The sequence below is a fragment of the Clostridioides sp. ES-S-0006-03 genome (assembly GCF_020662275.1).
In the GTDB taxonomy this organism is placed as follows: domain Bacteria; phylum Bacillota; class Clostridia; order Peptostreptococcales; family Peptostreptococcaceae; genus Clostridioides.
Window position 1 is genome coordinate 56168 of the sequence record NZ_JADGMM010000006.1, and the last position, 24295, is coordinate 80462.

A 24295-nucleotide genomic window follows, 5' to 3' on the forward strand; every position below is an offset into this window, starting at 1 on the left:
GCAAATTACAATTATACAAAAAAATAATTCATATTAAGTACTTTTTTTTATTAACATATAATATTAATTTTTCACATCAATATTATGACTATTAAATTATAATATTTATAATGAATAGTATTTATTTCTTGGCGAACAATAATTAAAAATGAGATTTTTATATATTAATATTAGTTAATATTAAAAAAAATAAGCTTAATGAAATACGAATAATTAATTATAAAATACTAAAATAAATTTATCAAAATAGACAATTTAAGGAGAACTTTATGAAAGAAAAAATTTATTATAATGGAAATATCCTTACAATGGAAGATTCAATATGTGGAGATGCTATTCTTATAAAAGATAAAATAATAAAAAAAATAGGAACAAAAGAAGAAATTCTAGCTTTAAAAAATAATGAAACAGAAGTCATAGATTTGCAGGGTAAAACATTGATGCCTTCCTTTATAGATTCACACAGTCATTTGACAGCTTTTGCTACTACCCTAAGATTAGTTCCTTTAGAAGATGCAACTAGCTTTAAAGATATAGTAAAGAAAATACAAGATTTTAAAGATTCAAATGATATAAAAAAGGGTGAATGGATAATTGGTTTTTCGTATGATAACAATTTTTTAGAAGAAAATATTCATCCAGATAAAGATTTATTAGATAGTGCATCTTTAGAAAATCCAATACTAATTTCACATGCTTCTGGTCACATGGGAGTTGCAAATACTTTAGGATTAAAAAAATTAGGTGTTACTCATGAAACACAAGACCCAGAAGGAGGGCATATAGGCAGAGTCAAAGGGAGTAAAGAGCCAAATGGATACTTGGAGGAAAATGCCTTTTTTAAAGTATCATCTAAAATAAAACAACCATCATTAGATGAAGTTTGTAATCTAATTGAAAAAGTACAAGATATTTATTTAAGTTATGGTATTACAACAGCACAAGAGGGATTAATGGCAGATAATCAATTTAATCTCTTAAAACTAATGTCAAATCAAAATAGACTAAAAATAGATATTGTAGGATATGTAGATTTAAAAAATAGTAAATCTGTAAAAGATGATAATAAAAATTTTGTAAAGAAATATGTAAATAGATTTAAAATAGGAGGATATAAGATATTTTTAGATGGTTCTCCTCAAGGAAAGACAGCATGGTTAACGAAACCATATGAAAATTCAGAAGATGGTTATCGTGGGTATTCTATATATAAAGATGAGGAAGTAGAGAAATTTATAAACATTTCAGTAGAAGAAAAAATGCAACTTTTAACTCATTGTAATGGGGATGCAGCGGCAGACCAGTTGATAAACTTATTTGAAAAAGTTATAACAGGAAAAAATATTAAAGATAATATGAGACCTGTGATGATACATGCTCAAACTGTAAGAGAAGACCAAATTGATGAAATGGAAAAAATAAACATGATACCCTCATACTTTGTAGCTCACACATACTATTGGGGAGATATTCATATTAAAAACCTTGGGGAAGATAGAGCATTTAAGATTAGTCCAATTAAAACAACTATAGAAAAAGGTTTAATTTATACTTTACATCAAGATACACCTGTAATAGCACCTAATATGCTTGAAACAATATGGTGTGCGGTTAATAGAATTACAAAAAAAGGAGTATTGATAGGTGAAAATGAAAAAATAAGCCCATTAGAAGCTTTAAAAGGTGTTACTATAAATGCAGCATATCAATATTTTGAAGAAGATAAAAAGGGTTCAATCAAAGAAGGTAAACTAGCTAATTTAATAATACTAGATGAAAATCCACTTACTGTTGACTCTCTTAAAATAAAAGATATTAAAGTTTTACAAACAATAGTAGAAGGGGAAGTATTATATTCATTAAAATAGATATGAATTATATTCTTTTAAATATTATGTAAAAGTATTGTATAAAAAATATTATGTAAAAATAAAATCTAATAAAATAGGTAGAGTTAAATAATATTATATGTGACTGAAGGGCTAGCTTATTAGGTCTAAAGGTTCATTGCCATAATTTTATTAATTCTGCCTTGAAAATTTGTGTTTTTAGGACACAACTATGTAGATTACCTTACTTTCAACTTCACTTGGATTTCCCCATTTATGTCTCATACCAAAAGGTATTTTTACACTATCACCTTCATTTAATTCAAATATATCATCTTCCAAACTAAGTTCAACACTTCCTTTAAGTATATAAGCAACTTCGTCTCCAGCATGCCCATTTTTTTCTTTACAGTAAGACTTAGGGGACAAATTCATAATGGCAAATTCGAATTTATTAAATGGATTATTGGATAACATTTCATATAAAATATTTTCTGATTCTGGAAAAATTACTATTTTTCTAAGATTGTTTCTTACAATTAATTCTGAATCATCAATAGAAGGAACGAAAAAAGTAATTAATGGTACATTTAAAGCATTTGAAATTGATTTTAAAAAATTTATGGATGGATTTACGCTTCCTTTTTCTATTTGACTAATTAAAGAAGGTGTAACTTTAATTAATTTAGATAAATCTTTTATACTAATGTTCTGTTTTTTTCTACATAAAGTCAATTTTTTACCTATACTTGAATTACTCATTAAAATCCTCCTATTCTAACATCTGACAAAGAATATATAAAGAATTATATCATAAGGTAAAAAAATTTATATGAAAATTGATAATTATATAAGATTGATAAAAAAAAAGTCAAAATAGATAATTGATTGCTAAAATTAGCATAATTATAATGAAAGTAAAAGTAAGATTAATGATGAAAAATTAAATTATATTAATTTAATTAAATATAATTTGACAATATGTAAAAAAGTGAGTAAAATATAACTAAATAAAAATAATAGGTTCGGATAAGACAGAAAAAGATTTCTTAACCTTAAGCAAATATACTATTATCAAAGTTAACTGAGATTAAGAGATAACATCCAATCTTAAAGTATTGAGGAGGAAAAAATGCTTGATATAAAAAGAATAAGAGAAAACTTAGATTGTATAAAAAAAGCAATGGAAAGAAGAGGTGAAAAAGCCTTTAATCTTGATGAAGTAGTTAAGTTAGATGATGAAAGAAGAAAAATTCTTCAAGAAGTTGAGGTTATGAAAAACGAATTAAATACTGCATCTAAAAATATACCAAATCTTATAAAAGAAGGTAAAGATGTAGAAAATGAAAAAATTAAGCTAAAAGAGTTATCTGACAAGATTAAAGTTATAGACCAAAACCTTAAAGATGTAGAGGAAAAAATGGAATACTTGTTAATGAGAATTCCAAATGTACCACATTCAGAAGTACCACAAGGGGAAACCGATGAAGATAATGTTGAGGTGAGAACTTGGGGTAAGACGTCTAATTTTGATTTTGAATCTAAAGCTCATTGGGAAATAGGGACTGAGTTAGGTATACTTGATTTTGAAACAGCTGGTAAAATAACTGGTTCAAGATTCACTCTTTATAAGGGATTAGGAGCTAGATTAGAAAGGGCATTATTAAATTTTTATCTAGATACAAATACAACAGTAAATGGATACACAGAAATTATTCCACCATTTATGGCAAATAGAAATAGTTTTTTGGGTACAGGACAACTACCTAAGTTTGAAGAGGATATGTTCAAAATAGAAGGATTAGATTACTTTTTAATTCCAACATCAGAAGTTCCTTTAACTAATATACATGCTAATGAAATACTTAAATTTGAGCAACTACCAATAAATTATACAGCATATACTCCTTGTTTTAGGTCAGAAGCTGGTTCTGCTGGAAGGGATACAAGAGGTTTGGTAAGACAACATCAATTTAATAAAGTAGAAATGGTAAAAATAGTAGCTCCAGAAGAATCTTACAATGAATTAGAAAAATTAACTAATAATGCTGAGACTATGCTACAATTATTAAATTTACCATATAGAGTAGTAAAAATATGTACAGGTGACTTAGGATTTACAGCTTCTTTTAAATATGATGTAGAAGTTTGGATGCCAAGTTATAACAGATATGTTGAAATTTCATCTTGTTCAAACTGTGAAGATTTTCAAGCTAGAAGAGCTGGAATAAGATTTAAAAGAGACAAAAATTCTAAAGCTGAATATGTACATACATTAAATGGTTCTGGACTGGCTATTGGAAGAAGTGTAGCAGCTATATTGGAAAATTACCAACAAGCAGATGGCTCTGTAATAGTTCCAGAAGCTTTAAGACCATATATGGGTGTTTCTGTTATTAAATAACAATTAAAATATATATTTTTAAATAATAAAGTAAGCTATAAATAATTAAAAAATAATAATTAATATAATAATGTGTACAAACTAATGAATATTGATATAGTATAGCTATCATATGAAAGAGTATGTGCACATTTTTATTTGATAATTTATTTAAGGGTAAATGAATATAAATAATCTATAAACAGAAAGGGTTTTTTTATGAAGATTCAAAATACTGAGTGGGGATATATTGAATGGAAACATACTTATGATGAGAATAACCCAAAACAAGCTATGAATATATATATTGCAGTTACTATGCCAGGTAAAAAACATTTTAATCATGTTCATTATGGTCAAGAACAGATGATATATATTTTAGAAGGAGAAGGGTTATATATTATAAATGGAGTTTGGAAGCCATTTTCGCAAGGTATGATTTTTTACATAGAATCTGGTAGCACACATGAGTCTATAAATACAGGAGATGGACCAATAAAAGAACTTATTGTTTCAAATAATGTAGGAAATATAGGAGAAAGTGAAGTTATAGAAATCAATCCTAATAGTGATTTAAAAAAGACCTTAATAAATTATAGTGAAAGTACTTTAAATTTATATGCAGCAGTAGAATCAATTCGTGGTCAGTTTATTGATCCATTTAAAATTCCACTGATTATATATGATGATTCTTGGAACATAGTTTTAAAAAATCCATATTTTCCATTATTTTGTTTTGAAAAGTGTAACCCTATGAAGTTTCCTAAAAATTGCGATTGTATGAATCAAAAAAGTAGCAATCAATTCATATGTAAGTATGGGATAACTATATATAATATTCCAATATTATACAAGAACAATAGTATTGGAGTTATTCGAGGAGGATATGTATTGTTATCTGATTTAAATCTAGATACTACTCATAGTAATTTATATGATATTCCAGAAGGTGCTGCTAGAAGCATAAAAAGATTATTAAAGCAAATATCTAAAAACATAATAAATTTTTGTTCATTTAATGATATAAGAAAAGATTTACAAGAGAAAGAACAAACTATTGCAAGAACATATCACTATGGAGAACAACTTGAAATGAATCTAAAGGTAGCACAGGATACGGTTACTAATTTGAGAATAAATCATCATTTTTTATTTAATACTTTAAATTCAATGGCAAGTATAGCACTTGATGATGGTTGCTATGATTTATATAGTGCAATAATAGATTTGTCTAAAATGTTTAGATATACAATGAGGTCGGATTTAAGATTTGTAGAATTAGAAGCTGAAATATTATATATTAAAAATTATTTAAATTTGCAAAAGTTACGTTATGGTAATGCATTAAAAGTTGAATATGTTATTCCAAAAGAGTTATATAAGATTTCTGTACCTTTCAATTTTATTCAACCTATTGTAGAGAATGCTTTTACACATGGTTTTAGAGATATTGATAAAGAAAAGCAAATTAAAATAGTTGCAAGTGTAGATTGTCAGTATGCTGTTATAAAAATCTGTAATAATGGAACTATTTTGGATGAAGGTACTATTGAAAAAGTGAAAACAGGTATTCATAGTAATAATGGTCATGGTCTATCTTTAATATATACAAAGTTCACATCTGCTTATGGAAGTGATTTTGAGATGAATATTAAATCAAATAGTAAAGAAGGTACTTATATAATTATTAAAATCCCTCTTGAAAATGAATAAAGAATATGTATAAAACTTAGATAAAATTAATAAGTTTTATCAGTATAAAGAAATATATTAGATGTTTCTATATTATTTTTTACATCTTACTTTTTTGTACATCATTAAGCTAAAAGGGAGGAATTCTCATGAGAAGAGCACTAATAATAGATGATGAAGAAGCTGTTTTAAAAATAATAACACATTTTATAGAGATGAAAGATATGCCAATAGAAATTGTTGGGAGAGCAACTTCTGGTGACGAAGCAGTAGAAAAGATAATTAGTTTAGAGCCAGATATAGTATTTATAGACATTCAGATGCCGATATATAATGGGTTGGAAGTAATAGAAAGAACATCTCACATATCTAAAAAAATAAAATTTGTAGTAATAACTGCCTTTGATTATTTTGAATATGCCCAAAAAGCTTTAAGATTAAATGTAAAAGATATACTTCTTAAACCACTAGACTTGAAGGAGTTTACTAGGTCTGTAGAAAAGATTATTGGTTATCAGTATACTAGCAATGATTTGTTAAATGAAATACTAGAGTATATAAATTTAAATTATAGTGAGGATTTAAAATTAAATGATTGTGCTAAATTATTTTTAACTAATCCATCCAATATATCTAGGATTTTTAAAAGTAATTTGAATACTACCTTTATATCATATTTAAATCATATACGAATAGAAAAATCTATAGAATTGCTTGAAAATACAAAAAAAAGTATAAATGAGATTGCGGAAATAGTTGGATATAACAGTCTAAATAACTTTTATAAGAATTTTAAGATAGAAAAAGGGATGACACCCAAAGTTTATAAATTGAATATTAAAAATTGAAATTGATAAATAAAAAGTCAATATAGATAATTGTTTGAAAATGTCTGGATAAGTATACTTTAATTAATAACAAAAATTAAAGCGCTTTAAACATATTTAATAACATTGAACCTTATAAAAGATGTACCTATATATATAAAAAAATATATATAAATAAAAATTAAAAAATATACAAAATAAAAAAAGTGAATTAAATATTATTCCAAAAAGACAGAATATTCATTTAAGTTCGCTGTAAATTTATATTTGTTAAAGAAGGTAACTTTATAATGGAGGTAAGTTGATATGTCAGACAAAGTAAATATTAAAAATGTTATCTGTATTGCAGGTGCTTATTTAGCAACAGCAATAGGTTCAGGATTTGCGACTGGTCAAGAAATACTCCAATTTTTTGCATCCCAAGGATATATGGGATTGATTGGAGCATTAATATCGATGGTACTATTCTCATTTCTTGGTGTTGAAGTCATAACAAGGGGGAGAGAGTTAAAACTTAAAGAGCCAACAAGAATTTACACTTTTTATTGTGGAAAGATTCTAGGAAAATTTTATGAATGGTTTAGTCCAATATTTTTATTTGGAATTCTGATAGTAATGATTTCAGGTGCTGGTTCAACTTTAACTGAATATTATGGAATAAATCCTTATTTAGGAAGGGTATTAATGTCTATTGCTACACTAATCACAGTATCCATGGGTCTTGAAAAATTAGTAAATATACTTGGGCGCATTGGACCAGTAATAGCAGTATTTACTATTGCAGTTGGATTAATAAGTTTATTTAAGCACTTAGATGGATTACCTGTTGTTGGAGAGGCAATGAAAAATATTGAAGTTACAAAAGCATCAGGAAGCCCAATAGTTTCAGGTGTAATTTACAATACATTAAATATAATTGTAATGATTGTATTTTTAACAGGTATGGGAGCTTCTGTTGAAAATAAAAAAGATGCTTTCTGGGGAGGATTATTAGGTGGTGTAGTTTTTATGACTGCTGGTATAGTTATGTATCTAGCTATGATTTCAGATATAGGTAACCTGTATATGAAAGAGATACCATCCCTTTATCTAGCAGATAATATATCTCCTATTGTAGGTGTATGTTTCTCAGTTGCACTTATATTAGGTATCTATACAACTGCTGTTCCACTTTTATGGTCTGTGACTAATAGAATTGTTGAAGACAAACACCCTAAATTTAAATTAGTTACAACAGTAGTAGCTATTTTGGCTTGTATTGGTGGCTTTTTACCATTTGGTAAGCTAGTAAATATTTTATATCCATACACAGGTTATATGGGACTTTTAATTTTAGTTTGCATGGTATATAGGGCAATTACATGTAGAGAAAAATCAACTCAAAGTCAGGAATAAATATAGTTAGGATAATTGATAGTTGAGAAAATTTCTTATTGTAATACAAATTATAAAAAAGTCAAAATAGTTAAATAAATTGCAAATTTTGATAATATAATTAATTAAAATATTATAGTAGAATATAAATATAAATAAAAATTAATTAAATTTATAAAAATAATTAAATTAAGAAGAGGTGTTATTATGTTAAAAACAACAAGAATTTCAGACCCAGAGTTATACGAAATTGTAGCTGGTGAATTGGTTAGACAAGAGCATAATATCGAGATGATAGCTTCTGAAAGTACAGCACCAACAGAAGTACTTGAATTAAGTGGATGTGTATTTACAAATAAAACAGAAGAAGGTTATCCAGGAGCACGTTTCCAAGCAGGTTCTGAAGAAGCAGATAAACTTGAAAATCTAGCAATAAAACGTGCAAAAGAAATATTTGGAGCAGAACATGTAAATGTACAGCCTTACTCAGGTTCTACAGCTAACTATTGTGTATATTCAGCAATATTAAAGCCAAATGATACTGTTTTAAGTATGCGTCTTGACCAAGGGGGACACTTAACACATGGTAGTACAGTAAACTTCTTACATGATATTTATAAATATGAATTTTATGGTGTAGATTCAAATACTGGTCGTATAGATTATGATGCTCTTGAAGCGAAGGCAAAAGAGTGTAAACCAAAACTTATAATTGCAGGAGCGAGTTCATATCCAAGATTGATAGATTATGAAAGAATATCAAATGTTGCAAAAGAAGTAGGAGCTTATTTTATGGTAGATATGGCTCATGTTGCAGGTTTGGTGGCAGCAAAAGTAATACCTAGTCCTGTACCTTATGCAGATTTTGTTTCTTCATCTACAACAAAAACTTTCTGTGGACCAAGAAGTGGTATTGTGCTTTGTAAAGCTGAACATGCAAAGAAACTTGATAAAGGTGTTTTCCCAGGAACATTAGGTTCTATACATCTTAACACAGTTGCAGCGAAAACGTTTTCGCTATTGTATTTAGGGACAGATGAGTTTCGTAAAATAATGGAGCAAGTAGTAGTAAATGCTAAAACTTTGGCAGCTGAACTTATTTCTCACGGATTTAGTATAGTAAGTGGTGGAACTGATAATCATATAGTAATGGTTGATTTAAGAAGTAAAAATTTGACAGGAAAGCAGTTTGAAAAGGCTCTTGAATATGTAGGAATAACGGTTAATAAAAATGTTATACCTGATGACCCACAATCACCATTTGTAACTAGTGGCGTTCGTATCGGTCTTACATCAATATCTCAAAGAGGTCTTAAAGAAAAAGAAGTTGTGCAAATAGCAGGAATAATGAATAAGGTAGCAGAAAATATTGATAATAAAGAAGTATTAGATGAATGTAGGGTAGAAGCTCAGGAACTTATAGCTAAATTCCCATTATATCCAGAAGGATATTTTGAAGATTAAGTATATTGATTTATATAGCTCACAACCTATAAAGCCTATAACATAAAACCCAATAATATATAATTATTATAAGGAGATGCCTCAAAATAAAACTTTGAATCATCTCCTTTTTTTGTAGAAAAATAGAAAATGGAATCTCTAAGAACTCCTAATCTATGTAATAATTTAAATGAAAGTTTATTTAAAATCTTAAAAAACTGTGAACCATTGATATAAGAGGAAAATAGGTATGTTATTGCCAACAATGGACAGCAGTATAGTCTATTTAATACTTATGATACACAAATGTAGATCTCATTGTGGAAAGCCGCACTTGTGTGTTATAATGTTGTAAAAAATAAATTTGGAGTAATGCCATGATTGAAAACTACGTTTTGTGTGAAATTGAGGAATTAAAGAGAAAAATACATGAAAACATTAATGTGAACGATGATGTTATTTGTGGGATTTGTGATAAACTGATTTCGATTTCAAAAGAAAGTAAAGATTGGCAAAGTGTGGCTTTTGGACATGTATGGCGTGCCGATTATTATTTCTATGTGGAATCAAATATGAAATGCGTATCAAAAGAGTTGGAGTATGCACAAGAGTATATTAATGAAAAGAATCCAAGTGAATTATTAGAAAAATTTTATGCACTGTGTAGTTTACTTTCTTTAAATTCATATGATAAACAGTCTGCATTTAGATACACTTTAAAAGCATTGGATGTTTCTGAAAGATTAGACATCAGACATCGCATTGGTATAAATTATGGGAATATTAGTGCTTATTATTTGGACTATGAATTATATGATGAAGCACTGTTCTATTTAGATAAATCAATGGAAGTATTGCGTTCTTTGCCAGATACGAAGCCACGTTTTCTGCGAATGCTGTTAATTAATTTCATTAATATATATTTAAAATTAGGTAAGCTTGAATTGATGAAATCAACTATTGAAGAATTGAGTTTACTTCCCTTCGAAGAGAAAGATTTAAAAATATATGTTGATTATGCATATTTGCTTTATTATGCAGAGATACAGAATCAAGAAAAGAGTTTATATTATCTACAGGAAATGCAGAATGATGGACTTATGACTTTTCCAAATCGTGTTTATCTCATAGAATTTTTGATGAATGCATTAGAAGCAATGATATCTATCAAAAACAAAGTAAAATCAAGTGAATTATTACAATCCTTACAAGAGCTAATAAAAGAAGATGAACCAGAGCCTTTATTGAAATTATGTAAATTGAATATTAAGTATTCACAGAAATTTGAGACAAAAAAAGAATTATATTACCATTACCACGAGTATTATGATTTATATTTAAAAGCACAGAATCAAGTAAATCTATTAAAAGTAGAAGGTTTACGTGCAAAAATTGAATTGAATGACACTTATACTAAGTATACTCAATCAAAAAAAGTATTAGAAGAATTATATGACCTTGTAAATTATGATGAATTGACTAATGTATACAATCGTTATTATTTTAATATTAAGCAAGATGAAATTCTCAATAGTAATAGATATACTAATATTGGTCTTGCAATATTTGATATTGATTACTTTAAAGAATACAATGATTATTATGGTCATTTGGAAGGTGATGAAATATTAAAACAAGTAGCAAGTAGCTTGAAAGAAAAGGCAAATGAACAAATGGCAGTCTTTCGCTATGGTGGTGATGAATTTGTTTGTCTTAGCTGGGATTTGAATTTTGAACAAATGGCTGAATATGTTAATCAAGTAAAAGAAGCAATAAAAGAAAAAAGTCTTGAACATATACATTCACGATGTGAAAAAATAATAACATTGTCAATTGGATATGGTAATAAGACAGTTTCAACTAAAGTTGATGTACTTAATTTATTTGATGAAGTAGATAAAGCACTATATGATGTAAAGAATAATGGTAGAAATAATGCTAAATCAATAATTGCTATGGAAGAGGTGCATAATGAATAACTATAATGTAGCACTTGAACAAATTCAATTGCTGATTGATCGAATTCAGTGTCGTTTTGAGCATAATTCTAGGTTTAATAAACACGATTGTGATAGGTTACTAATGATATCAGAACAGTTAAACTACTTCTATGGACAAGCATTGGCTCATGTGTATTTGGCACAATATTTTCAAATGAAATGGGATGTAGATGCTTATAATTTTCATTCAGAGAAGGCAAGAGAAATTGCTGAGAATAAAAATTATTTTGATGTTTTAATTGAATATTTTAAAATAGAGGGCTTGCGAAATGTTACTATTTGTGACGAAATAGCAGCTCTTACTATATATTTAGAAGGAATCCAAATTGCTTATAAAATTAAAGATAAAAAATCATGTGCTATTTTCTATAACAATATTGCTGATATATTTTACACAAGTGGTGTATATAAAATTGCAGAGCAATTCTATACAAAAGCATTAGATGTTATAAAATATATTCCTATAAAAAGTGTGCTTTTTTATTACAAGTCTATACTTGTGAATCTATTACACCTTTCTTGTGTTCAAGGAGAATTAGATAAAGCCCTGAAGTATCATGAAAAATGTTTAAGCGTAAAATGTGAAGTTGGCATTTTACCTTTATTATTTATGGAAGGAGAAATACGTCTTTTATTATTAGAAAATAAGGAAACAGAAGCGTTACATAAAATAGATAGTTTGATAAATAAGTTGATTAAAAATAAGGAAGAAGCGTTTTTACTGAAATCCATTTATTTATATTTAATGGAATTTTTGCTTTTGTTGAAAAGAGAAGAAGATGCAGCATGGTGCTTAAACCAATTAGACACATTGTATAAAAATACGAATCAAAATATAATGATACAAATTCAAAAATTACATGTTCAATATTCAATTCTATTTGGGCATGAAACTGATGAACTTTATGAAACTTTTTATGAAACCATATTAAAAGGAGAAATGGACAGTAAGATATCAATGGGCGAAAGCTTCAAAAGTCTTCTTTCTCTCTATGAAAGAGAAAAAGAACAGAATCTTATGTTGGAAAAGCAAGTTAGTCTACAAACAGTAGCAGATATAGATGAACTTACAAAAATTTATAATCGAAGATACTGTAGTAAACTTATAAGTAAATTAATCCAAGATGATGAGGTTTTATCCATTGGATATGTTATGGTTGATATCGATTTTTTCAAAGAATATAATGATTACTATGGTCATTTAAAAGGTGATGAGGCAATAAAAGAAGTTACTACTTTATTAAAGAAGAACTTACCAAACAATGCTTTTGCTGCACGATATGGAGGAGATGAATTCACCTGTATATTTGTTGATAGAAGTGATGATGAAATTATTACATTTGTTGAATCAGTTCAAAAAGAGCTGAGAGACAAAAATATTGTACATTTAAAAAGTAAAAATTCCAAACAGCTCACTTTATCTTTTGGGATATATAATGAGATACATATGCATGGTTGTGATGAATTAACTCTTATTAAAAATGCTGATTTAGCCTTATACCAATCCAAAAAGAAGGGAAGAAATGTATATACAATTTATAAACAAAGGAGCCAATCGTAATGGAAACGGAAAATAATAGCACCTTAAAGCGTGATATGTATGATACTTCATATATTTTGGAAAAATATTGTAGGATAAAAGGTAGTGATGAAAGATATGCTTTAATACACTTGAACATTAAAAATTTTCGCTATTTTAATACAAAGTATGGAAGTAAAGCAGGTGATGAAATCCTGACATTGGTTTTTCAAAAAATAACCACATTTTTAGAAGAAAAGGAGTACGCTGCATATTTATATGCGGATAACTTTGCTTTTTTAGTAAGGTGTGATGATTCTAACTATCTTATATATGAACGATTGATACCACTAATTGACATATTATATCGTATAGATGATGAGCGGATTTATAGAAATCTTTTTATGTCTATGGGTATTTATGTGATTATTAACCCAGAAGTCTCATTTTATGATGCACTAAATTATGCGAATTTGTGTAGGAAAGAAAGTGAAGCTTTACTTAATAGAAGTTCTTGTATAGAACTTTATGGTGATTCTTTTTATAATAGTTATATGGACCGTATGAAACTGGAAATAGAGACAGCAGATGCATATAAAGGTTATGAATTTGTCACGTACTTACAGCCCAAAATCAGTCTAATAAATGGAAAGGTTATAGGTGCAGAGGCATTACTTCGTTGGTTTGATAAAGATGGAAACAGCATCCCATTATATAAATTTCTGCCTATTTTAAACCAAAATGGCTACATTAAATTAATTGATATTGATACTTTTGAACAAATGTGTCAGTACTTGGATACAAGAATAAAAAACAATCAGAAAGTTGTGCCAATTAGTTTTAATATTTCAAAGTCACATTTTTATGACCCAGGGATTGTTCAAAATTACATTGATGTGTTTGAAAAATATGATATTCCAAAGCACTATATTGAAATTGAATTTATGGAATCAATTTCTTTAAATGATACTGAACGTTTAAAAAAAGTAGTATCTGATTTCAAAGAATATGGGTTTACATGTTCACTAGATGATTTTGGAGATGGTTATTCTTCTTTTAATGTATTACTTAATGCTCATTTTGATATTATCAAGATGGACCGTCAGTTTTTTTTAAATAACTTAAATGGCAATAGTAGTCTAGTAATAAAGACTATTATAGATTTAATTCATTCTTTAAATATGAAAGTGATTGCTGAAGGCGTAGAATCTAAAGAACATATAGAGTTTTTAAAAGAGTATAGATGTGATATGGTTCAAGGTTATTATTATTATAAACCTATGTCAATTGATTCATTTAATATGATATTGGATGTGCAGGATGATTGTTAGGAATTATATGAATTAATTATTTAGAGGGAGAAAAATATGAGATACAAAAAAATTATAACATTATTAGTAGTAGCTATACTTGCACTAAATTTGGTGGCATGTTCCACACCTACTCAAGGAGATGCAACAAAAGGCTCAGTTTTTCAGGGGACTCAAGGAAAAGAAATGGTAACGTTAAATGTTACATCTGAGCCAACAGAATTGAATCCAATGAGAATGAGTGATACTATTGCACAAAGTATTCTCTATCATTGCATGGCTGGATTCACAAAGTTGAATGAGAAGGATGAGCCAGTGGCTGATTTAGCAGAACGTTGGGATATAAATGATGCGAACACTATTTATACAATGCATCTAAGAAAAGATGCAAAATGGTCAAATGGAGACCCAGTAACCGCGAATGATTTTTACTATTCCTGGGTGACACAGATGACGCCTTCTACTGGAAGTATATTTGCTTCGTATATATACAAGAATATTAAAAATGGAGAAGCATTTTATAAGGGTGAGATTGACGAATCACAGCTTGGGTTAAAAGTATTAGATGATTATACATTAGAAATTCAATGGTCTCATCCAATGACTAATGGCTTGTTTTATTTGTCACAGCCATATTTTTTGCCAATAAATAAAAAGGCTTATAAGGCAATTGGTGATAAACAGTACGCTAAAGAGGCCGATAAAATGGTAACAAATGGTGCATATAAAATAACAGAATGGGTTCATGATGACCATATTACAATGGAGAAAGCTGAAGAATATTATAATGCATCAGAAATTAATATTCCTAAAGTTAAGTTGGTTATGATAGGAGATGCAAATACAAGTTTGAATGCATTTACTGCTGGAGAAATTGACCTTTGTAACCTATATAACGAACAAATTAAACTCGTGGGAGACAAAAGTAAAGATACTATTCAATCCTATATAGATGGAGGCTCTTGGTATTTAAGATTTAATACACAAAATGAGTATCTTTCTAACATAAACCTAAGAAAAGCACTTGCCTATTCTATTGATGTACAAAGTCTACTTAATAATGTAATTAATGATGGTTCTATAGCAGCCAATGGTCTTGTACCAGGTGTTATAAAAGGTGTTGATGGTAAAAGTTATGCAGAAAAACGTGGTAGCTTATTTAAGTATGACAAAGATAAGGCAAGGGAATTCCTTGATAAGGCACTTCAAGAACTTGGGATAGAAAAGAAAGATATTAAACTTGTATTTTGGACATCAGATACAACATATAATCAGAATCAGGCTGCCTACTTGCAACAACAATGGAAAGAAAATCTTGGACTGGATGTAGAACTGAAATCTACAGCAGTCAAAGCTTTGTCTGAAGCAAAAAGAAATGGTGATTATAGTTTTGCAGTGGATGCTTGGGGTCCTTCTGAGAATGATGCAATTACATTTTTGGAGAACTATACAACAGAAAATATGAACAATTATGGAAAGTATTCCAATCCAAAGTATGATAAGTTGATTGAGGATTCAACTCATGAGAGTGATTCTAAAAAGCGTCAAGAGATACTGATACAGGCAGAAAAAATTCTAATGGATGATATGGTTATAGGACCGATGTATTTTACATGTACTACTTATGCAGTTTCTAAAAAACTAGTTGGTCTAGTACGTACACCATTTCAATTCTTTAACGTTTTAAATGCACATATTAAGTAAATAAAAAACATGACAGGAGCAGACAAGATGTCTTTACAAATGAGGTATATCGCTAAGCGACTTATTTATGCGGTACTTACTGTATGGGTTTTGATTTCCATTACATTTTTACTGATGCAGATGCTTCCAGGAGACCCTTTTTCTGGACTTAAGGTAATTAATTCTGAGATAAAAGCTTCTTTAGCCACAAAATATGGTCTAGATAAACCTGTATTAGAGCAGTACAGAATATATTTGAATAATTTGATACATGGAGATTTTGGTTCTTCAATTGTTTCTGGTCGTCAAGTCACAGATATTATAGCCCAGGCATTCCCAGTTTCTTTAGAACTGGGAATACGGGCTTTGATTTTTGCAATCATTTTGGGATTTTTGTCAGGTATTACAGCTGCTTTGAAGCATAGGACAAAGTGGGACACATTGATGATGATTTTGGTGCTTCTTGGGGTGTCTGTTCCATCATTTATTATTGGTGCTTTGTTGCAGTATTTTTTTGGAATTGTGTTGTTTCAATTTACTGGTATCCATTTTTTTGCAATTATAGGATGGGGGAGTGAAAATAGCAAGATTTTACCTGCATTTGCGCTAGCTTTTGGCTCTATGGCAAGTATTGGAAGATTAATGCGTTCTAGTATGCTTGATGTACTTGGGCAGGATTATATTCGTACAGCAAAAGTGAAAGGAATCAAGAAAAAAGATATTATCCTTCATCATTGTCTACGCAATGCATTAATGCCAGTGATAACAGTTCTTGGTCCTATGACAGCAGTTCTGTTGACTGGGACATTTGCTGTAGAATATGTATTTTCTATTCCAGGTCTTGGAAAATACTTTGTGGACTCAGTACAGGCCAATGACTATCCAGTGATTATAGGAACAACATTATTTTTTGGTATGTTTCTTGTGTTGTGTAATCTAATCGTGGATATTTTGAACAGCTGTATAGACCCTCGCGTGAGATTAGGAGGTGAGGAAAATAGATAGTAGTAAAAGAGTACTTGTTCATGAAGATTTTTCATCTATTGATGGCTGTAATTCAGATATGACTAATAACGAACAGGTGTATCCCTCTATGAGTTTTGCAAGGGAGACCATATCCATACTACGCCACAATAAAATTGCAGTAGTATCATTTATAATGATACTTATTCTTATGATAGGTTCAGTATTTTTTCCAATATTTTGTAATTTTGATTTTTCATCTCAGAATGTGGCATATGCAAATAACCCCTTTTTTAGTAAAGATATAAGTAGTGGTTTTACTCATATCTTTGGTACAGATAATCTTGGGCGTGATATTTTTGTACGTATCTGGTATGGGACACGAGTATCACTTCTAGTAGCAGGGGTGGTAGCTATCATAGACTGCATAGTAGGAGTAGTATATGGTAGTATTTCTGGATATATAGGTGGTATGGTTGACAATGTAATGATGCGTACATTGGAAATCATTAGTGGAATTCCATACCTTGTTGTTGTTCTTTTACTTATGGCAGTGCTTCCACAGGGAATTGGAACTTTGATTATTGCCTATACCCTTGTAGGATGGACTAGTATGGCACGATTGGTAAGAGGACAGGTGGTTTCTCTTATGGGGAGAGAATTTATAATTGCTGCAAAAATTATGGGAGCAAGTATGGGACGGATTATTTTCTTCCACTTAATTCCTAATATGTTAGGTATTATAATTGTACACATGACATTGAGCATTCCAGGAATTATATTTACAGAAGCATTCTTATCAATGTTGGGAATGGGAGTTCCACCACCATATCCATCATTGGGAATTATGGCAAATGAAGGTGTTGCTGTTTTTCAGACTTATCCAGCAAGGCTTGTAGTGCCAGGATTATTTATTTGTCTGATAATGCTTTCTTTCAATCTCTTGGGAGACCAACTTCAAGATGCTCTAAATCCTAGATTAAGGAGGTCTGCTTATTATGGACGACATTCTAAGAATTAAGGAATTAAATGTATCTTTTGATATGTACGAAGGAACAGTAAATGCAGTTCGAGGTGTATCGCTTTCCATGAACAGTGGCGAGATTCTTGCGTTAGTGGGTGAAAGTGGTTGTGGTAAAAGTGTAATGGCACAGTCAATTTTGCAACTAAATCCTTCACCACCAGCTAAAATTATGGCTGAGGAATTGAAACTTCTCAATTTTGATATTTTGAATGCATCAGAAAAAGAGATGGAACGAATAAGAGGTACTTTAGCAAGTATGATTTTTCAAGACCCTTTGACCTGTTTGAATCCTACAATGAAAATAGGTAAGCAGATTACAGAGTCACTATATAGAAAAGAGAAAATGTCATCATCTGATTGTAAGAAAGAGGCAGTTAGATTACTTGAAATGGTACAGATACCAAATGCTGAACTACAAGCAGAACAGTACCCTCATCAATTTTCAGGAGGTATGCAACAACGTGTAATGATTGCTATGGCTTTGGCATGCAATCCTAAACTACTTATTGCAGACGAACCAACAACAGCTCTTGATGTTACTACACAACTGCAAATCTTGAAATTGATTGCTAAAATTAGAAAAGAGATGGGAACAGCTGTACTTTTGATTACTCATGATTTTGGTGTTGTAGCAAACTTGGCAGACCGTGTAGCAGTGATGTATGCTGGAAAAATTGTGGAAGAAAGTGGTGTGAAAGAACTTTTTAATAGAGCAACACACCCATATACACAGGCACTGTTAAGAACACTTCCTACATCAGGTGGTATAGGGGAACGCATATCTATATTGGGAAGTCCACCAAACTTATCTGATTTGCCAGTCGGTTGTTCTTTTTCAAAGAGGTGTCCATATTGTATGAAGATTTGTTTGAGAGAAGAGCCACCTTTATTTGAGGTTTCAAATAGTCACAGTGCTTCTTGTTGGCGTCTGCATGAAAGTTTTCCAAAGGAGGAATTGGATGATGGAAAAATTACTTGAATTAAATAATGTATCCAAGAGCTTCCCTCTAGGAAGAAAGCGCAAAAATATTGCTGTCAATCATGTGAACCTAACTATTTATAAAGGTGAAACTCTAGGGCTTGTTGGAGAATCTGGTTGTGGAAAATCAACTCTTGCAAGAGTTATTATGGGTGTATATCCATCAAGCGAAGGTGAAATATTATTTCAAGGCAAAAAGTTAGAACTACATAGACAAAGTAGAAGAAAGGCATTTGCACAACATACACAAATGATATTTCAGGACCCATATATGTCTTTAGAACCACATATGACAGTAGAATCTATTATTGCAGAAAATTTGAAGGTTCATGGGATGTTGGATAAAAATACAAGAACACAAAAAGTATATGAATTGTTAGAAATGACTGGGCTTTTGAGAGAACACGCAGGACGTTTCCCACATGAGTTTTCAGGAGGGCAAAGACAAAGAATTAGTATTGCACGTGCACTCGTGGTTCAGCCAGATTTTATTATATGTGATGAACCAGTGTCAGCACTGGATAATTCTATTCAGAGTCAGATTATAAATCTTTTATATAAGTTAAAGATGGAGTTTGGTCTTACTTATCTATTTATTTCACATGACTTAAGCATGGTACGTTATATTTCTGATAGGATTGCTGTGATGTATGCTGGTAGAATCGTGGAAACTGGAAATGCTGAGGCGGTTTACAATACACCTTTACATCCATATACACAGATGCTTTTGCGTGCAGTTTTGACTCCAAATCCGAATAGCAGAAATATACTACATGAAGAAGTAGATGTACAAGACGAAGTCAAAATTTTTTCGAATTCTGAAAAAGGATGTCCTTTTGTGGAGCGTTGTCCAGTATCAGCAGAATATTGTAGAAAAGAAATGCCTGAATTATTTGAACATAAACAGAATCATCTAGTTGCTTGCTATATGGCAAGTGAAGGATTTAGCTATTATAAAAAGTAATTTTTTAGTGTAATGATAAATTAATTTTATTTAAAATACATATGCTTTACCTCTTGTACTCAAATTTCTTAAATATTAAAATCTAGAATATTAATTAAAAAAGAAGTAGTAAAAAATAGCTTATAAAAATTCAACAGAGGAGTTGAACTTAAAATTTGATTAGAAAAAAATCAATTTTTAGACAACTCCTTATTTTTTTTGAAAAGTAATATACAAGCTATCATAAGCATATAATTCTCTATAGATAATTAACAAGGGGGATAAAGTTATGAGGTATTATAATAAACCTACCAAAGAAGTCTTAAAATACTTAAAGACAAATCCAGAAGTTGGACTTGCTGATAATGAGGTAGAAGAGAGGAAGCTTAGATATGGATTAAATGAATTTACGATAAAAGAAGGACGAACATTTTGGGACGAGTTGGGGGAAAGTCTGACAGAACCTATGATATTAATTCTTATAGGAGCAGCAGTAATAAGCTCATTTGTGGGAGAATTGCATGATGCATTAGGTATTTTAGGAGCTATCTTTATTGGTATTTCCATAGGTATAATAACTGAAGGGAAATCTAAAAAAGCTGCTCATGCTCTATCAAAATTAACAGAGAATATAGAGGTAAAGGTACTTAGAAATGGAAAGATAGTTAAAATATCAAAAAATGATTTAGTACCAGGAGATATTGTATATATAGAAACAGGAGATATGATACCAGCAGATGGAAGGCTTATACAATCTATAAATCTAAAGCTTAGAGAAGATATGTTAACAGGCGAATCTGATGATGTAGCTAAAAATGCTGATGCTATATTAGATATGGAGGTAGTTTATTCTAAAACAGAAATAATTGAACAAGATACAATACCCGCAAAACAAATCAATATGGTATTTGGGGGAACTCTTGTAGCATATGGTAGAGGGATAATGGTTGTTACTCATATTGGTGATAAGACAGAGATGGGTAAGATAGCACAGAACTTATCAAATGATGACCAGCAAACTCCACTTCAAATTAAATTAGGTAAGTTAGGTGCTAAAATAGCAGGTATATCAGGTGTAATAGCTACATTATTATGTATGTTTATGATTATACAAATGCAAAGAAGAGGTATGCTAATTTTGGATACAAGCAGTATTTTATCTTTTTTACAATCATTAGAGCCTGCTAAAAATGCATATATGGTTTGTATTGCTTTAATAGTTGCAACAGTACCAGAAGGTTTACCAACTATGATAAATATTACTTTAGCCATAACAATGCAAAAGATGGCAAAGATAAATGCATTAGTAACAAAGAAAGAAGCCTGTGAAACTATAGGTTCTGTCTCTGTAATATGTTCTGATAAGACAGGTACTTTGACACAAAATAAGATGATGGTAGAAGTAGCATATGTTGATGGTAAGTATATAAGTAGTGGAGAATATCAAAGTAATAGTTATTTTGAACAAAACTGTATAGTGAATTCAACAGCTGATATAGAAAAGGGAGACAATTCATTTAAATATATTGGAAGTGCAACAGAGTGTGCATTACTTTTATATCATAACGATAAAAATTATAATGAAATGAGAAAACAAACTTATTTAATATCACAAATCCCCTTTAGTTCAGAAGAAAAAAAAATGTCAACATTAATTCGTCAAGAGGATTCGGATATACTACTTTCAAAAGGAGCTCCAGAAGTATTATTAAAGAAATGTTCTTATGTACAACAAGGAAAAAGTATTGTCCCAATAACTCCTAAAATAGAAAAAGGTATTCTCGATGAAATTAAAAAACTACAAATTAAATCTATGAGAACATTGGGGTTTGCTTATAAAAAGATGACTAAATCTAGAACAGAAGTTGCAATAACTTCAGAAGGAGAATTGAATTTAATCGGAAATCCAAGAGGGTATGAGAAGGAAGAAAATTTAGTATTTAGTGGCTTTGTAGGAATAGTAGACCCATTGAGAGCAGGTGTTAAAGAGTCTATTGATAAGGCATTTAATGCAGGTGTAGATGTAAAAATGCTTACAGGGGATAATATCAATACAGCAACTGCTATTGGAGATGAATTAGGATTATTAAATGATGGTAAAAAGGCAGTTGAAGCAACCTATATAGATGTACTGACAGATGAAGAGTTAAGAGAAGAAATAAAAGGAATATCTATTGTCGCAAGAAGTAAACCAGATACAAAGATGAGAATAGTTTCTGCACTTCAAAAAAGTGGTGAGGTTGTAGCCGTAACAGGTGATGGTATAAATGATGCTCCAGCTCTTAGTCAAGCAGATGTTGGTATCGCTATGGGAATCTCAGGTACAGAAGTATCTAAAAATGCAGCAGATATAATATTGACTGATGATAGTTTTAGTACAATAGTAGAGGGAATAAAATGGGGAAGAGGTATTTATGAAAACTTCCAAAGATTTATACAGTTCCAGCTTACTGTAAATATAGTAGCATTTATAATTGCTATAATATCTCAACTTACTGGTAAAGATATGCCATTTACTACAATACAATTATTATGGGTAAATATAATAATGGATGGTCCTCCAGCTCTTGCATTAGGATTAGAACCTGTTAGAGATTATGTATTGAAAAGAAAGCCAATAAATAGACATTCTGGAATAATAGCTAGGTCTATGTCTGTTAATATTATTATAAATGCTATACTTATGATTACAATTGTATTTACACAATCAGCTTTTAATATATTGGGAGCAACTCCAGAAGAACAAGGTACAGTTATATTTTCATTATTTGCATTCAGTGCTCTTTTTAATGCATTAAATTGTAGAGAATTTGGATTAAACAGTACAATACCAAATCTATTTAAAAATAAATTAGCATTACAAGTAATAGTTGTGACAGGGGTGATTCAAATAATATTTACCCAAGTATTCCAAAGTTTCTTCAATTCAGTGTCACTAGGGTTTGATATGTGGATAAAGATAATATTATTCGCATCGACTATTCTATTGTCAAATGAATTTGTAAAATTACTTCTTAGAACAGTAAAAAATAGTAAGAAAGTAAATCTTAATAATAAAAATTAGATTATAAAATTTCGCAAAATCGTATTAATACTACGCTTTTGCGGTTTTATTTGTTTTTGTGTAAGTGATTTCAAAATACTATTTATCACTTTTTTGTATGGTACATTATTATACTTAAAAAGATGATTGACCATTAAAATATGGTATTTAGCAAAATATTCGTGAGATTTAAAGATTATTATTGCTACTAATTTACTGCCATTAAATGAGTCCTGATATGATGTAAAGAGTCTTGAAGATATAAACTGATAAACAACATAATTTTAAAAGTATTTGATATGAAATAATGATATATAATCTTTTAATGGTAAAGAGTTTCTTTACCAATGTCGCAATATTTATTTTGTCTGATATAATGGTTAAAGAACATTAACGAAACATATTGAGGAGAACTAAAAGAGTAAAAATACAAATAAAAAGTATATCTGAGTATTTAAGTAAGTTAAAAATATGTATGGGTTTAAAAATAGGAATTTTATAAAGGAGTTGCTAAAATTATGATTGTATATTTTTCTGGGACTGGTAATAGTGAATATGTAGCAAAAAGAATGGGTAAAGAGCTTCAGAATGAAGTATTGAATATATTTGAAAAAATTCGAACTAGGGATTATTCTCATTTAGCATCTGAAAGACCATGGGTTATCGTTGTACCAACTTATGCATGGCGTATTCCACGTATTGTGCATGAATGGTTGATGAAAACAGAACTTAGAGGAAATAAGAATATTTATTTTGTAATGACCTGTGGGGCTGATATTGGCAATTCAGGCACATACTTGAAGAAATTGTGTAAAGCAAAAGGGATGAATTACAGAGGATGTGCTTCTGTAGTCATGCCAGAAAACTATATTGCGCTTTTTAGTACACCAAGTAAAGAAGAAGCTCTAGTAACGATTGAACAAGCTGAGCAGAAAATATCATCTACAATACAATGTATTAGAACTGATATAGCATTCCCAGAATCGAAAGCAACATTTAAGGCTAAATTCAGTAGTGGATTGGTCAATAATATATTTTATCCAGTATTTGTTCATTCTAAAAAATTTTATGTGACAGATGCTTGTGTTTCTTGTAAGAAATGTGAAAATGTATGTCCACTTGGAAATATACACCTTAATGATGGAAAGCCAAACTGGGGAAATCATTGCACTCATTGCATGGCTTGTATATGTCGATGTCCAAAAGAAGCTATTGAATATGGCGAACATAGCAAGGGGATGGCACGTTATATTTGCCCAAAGGAAATATAAAAATAAATGACT

Annotated in this window: 17 protein-coding genes; 16 read left to right on the forward strand and 1 reads right to left on the reverse strand. The window is 29.8% G+C overall.

What is annotated here, in order from left to right:
• Positions 1-269: 269 nt before the first annotated feature.
• A complete protein-coding gene (locus IR151_RS09995) occupies positions 270-1868 on the forward strand; it encodes an amidohydrolase (RefSeq protein WP_227434379.1) in 1599 nt (532 codons plus the stop codon).
• A gap of 180 nt (positions 1869-2048) precedes the next feature.
• Here IR151_RS09995 and IR151_RS10000 read toward each other — a convergent pair whose 3' ends face one another.
• A complete protein-coding gene (locus IR151_RS10000) occupies positions 2049-2591 on the reverse strand; it encodes a helix-turn-helix domain-containing protein (protein ID WP_227434380.1) in 543 nt (180 codons plus the stop codon).
• Between the two features lie 370 nt (positions 2592-2961).
• Here IR151_RS10000 and serS point away from each other — a divergent pair, with 370 nt between their 5' ends.
• The 15 genes from serS (at position 2962) to IR151_RS10075 (ending at position 24283) form a co-directional block, all read left to right on the forward strand.
• Positions 2962-4233, forward strand: coding sequence for a serine--tRNA ligase (gene serS / locus IR151_RS10005; RefSeq protein ID WP_227434381.1), 1272 nt, complete (start codon positions 2962-2964; stop codon positions 4231-4233).
• Between the two features lie 198 nt (positions 4234-4431).
• Positions 4432-5925, forward strand: coding sequence for a histidine kinase (locus tag IR151_RS10010; RefSeq protein WP_227434382.1), 1494 nt, complete (start codon positions 4432-4434; stop codon positions 5923-5925).
• 128 nt (positions 5926-6053) lie between these two features.
• Positions 6054-6752, forward strand: a complete 699-nt coding sequence (locus IR151_RS10015; protein WP_227434383.1) for a response regulator transcription factor — start codon at positions 6054-6056, stop codon at positions 6750-6752.
• 285 nt (positions 6753-7037) lie between these two features.
• Entirely contained in the window at positions 7038-8126 is a 1089-nt protein-coding gene (locus tag IR151_RS10020; RefSeq protein WP_227434384.1) for a hypothetical protein, read from the forward strand.
• Between the two features lie 186 nt (positions 8127-8312).
• Positions 8313-9569: a serine hydroxymethyltransferase gene (glyA, locus tag IR151_RS10025; protein ID WP_227434385.1), complete on the forward strand. Its 1257-nt coding sequence runs from the start codon at positions 8313-8315 to the stop codon at positions 9567-9569.
• Positions 9570-9925: 356 nt separating this feature from the next.
• Entirely contained in the window at positions 9926-11527 is a 1602-nt protein-coding gene (locus IR151_RS10030) for a GGDEF domain-containing protein (RefSeq protein ID WP_227434386.1), read from the forward strand.
• 103 nt (positions 11528-11630) lie between these two features.
• Positions 11631-13109, forward strand: a complete 1479-nt coding sequence (locus IR151_RS10035) for a GGDEF domain-containing protein (RefSeq protein WP_227434387.1) — start codon at positions 11631-11633, stop codon at positions 13107-13109.
• On the forward strand, positions 13109-14398 hold the full coding sequence (locus tag IR151_RS10040; protein ID WP_227434388.1) for a GGDEF domain-containing phosphodiesterase: 1290 nt from the start codon (positions 13109-13111) through the stop codon (positions 14396-14398). The genes IR151_RS10035 and IR151_RS10040 overlap by 1 nt, the downstream gene beginning before the upstream one ends.
• A 36-nt stretch (positions 14399-14434) precedes the next feature.
• Positions 14435-16081 carry a peptide ABC transporter substrate-binding protein gene (locus tag IR151_RS10045; protein WP_227434389.1) on the forward strand — a complete coding sequence of 549 codons (1647 nt, stop codon included), beginning with the start codon at positions 14435-14437 and terminating at the stop codon, positions 16079-16081.
• A 27-nt stretch (positions 16082-16108) separates the two neighbouring features.
• A complete protein-coding gene (locus IR151_RS10050; protein ID WP_227434390.1) occupies positions 16109-17065 on the forward strand; it encodes an ABC transporter permease in 957 nt (318 codons plus the stop codon).
• Positions 17049-18044: an ABC transporter permease gene (locus tag IR151_RS10055; protein ID WP_227434391.1), complete on the forward strand. Its 996-nt coding sequence runs from the start codon at positions 17049-17051 to the stop codon at positions 18042-18044. The genes IR151_RS10050 and IR151_RS10055 overlap by 17 nt, the downstream gene beginning before the upstream one ends.
• Positions 18022-19026, forward strand: a complete 1005-nt coding sequence (locus tag IR151_RS10060) for an ABC transporter ATP-binding protein (RefSeq protein WP_227434392.1) — start codon at positions 18022-18024, stop codon at positions 19024-19026. The genes IR151_RS10055 and IR151_RS10060 overlap by 23 nt, the downstream gene beginning before the upstream one ends.
• Complete coding sequence (locus IR151_RS10065; RefSeq protein WP_227434393.1) at positions 19010-19990, forward strand: ABC transporter ATP-binding protein; 981 nt, start codon at positions 19010-19012, stop codon at positions 19988-19990. Before IR151_RS10060 ends, IR151_RS10065 begins: the two co-directional genes overlap by 17 nt.
• Before the next feature lie 268 nt (positions 19991-20258).
• On the forward strand, positions 20259-23033 hold the full coding sequence (locus tag IR151_RS10070; RefSeq protein ID WP_227434394.1) for a calcium-translocating P-type ATPase, PMCA-type: 2775 nt from the start codon (positions 20259-20261) through the stop codon (positions 23031-23033).
• A 497-nt stretch (positions 23034-23530) separates the two neighbouring features.
• Entirely contained in the window at positions 23531-24283 is a 753-nt protein-coding gene (locus tag IR151_RS10075) for an EFR1 family ferrodoxin (RefSeq protein ID WP_227434395.1), read from the forward strand.
• Positions 24284-24295 lie beyond the last annotated feature (12 nt).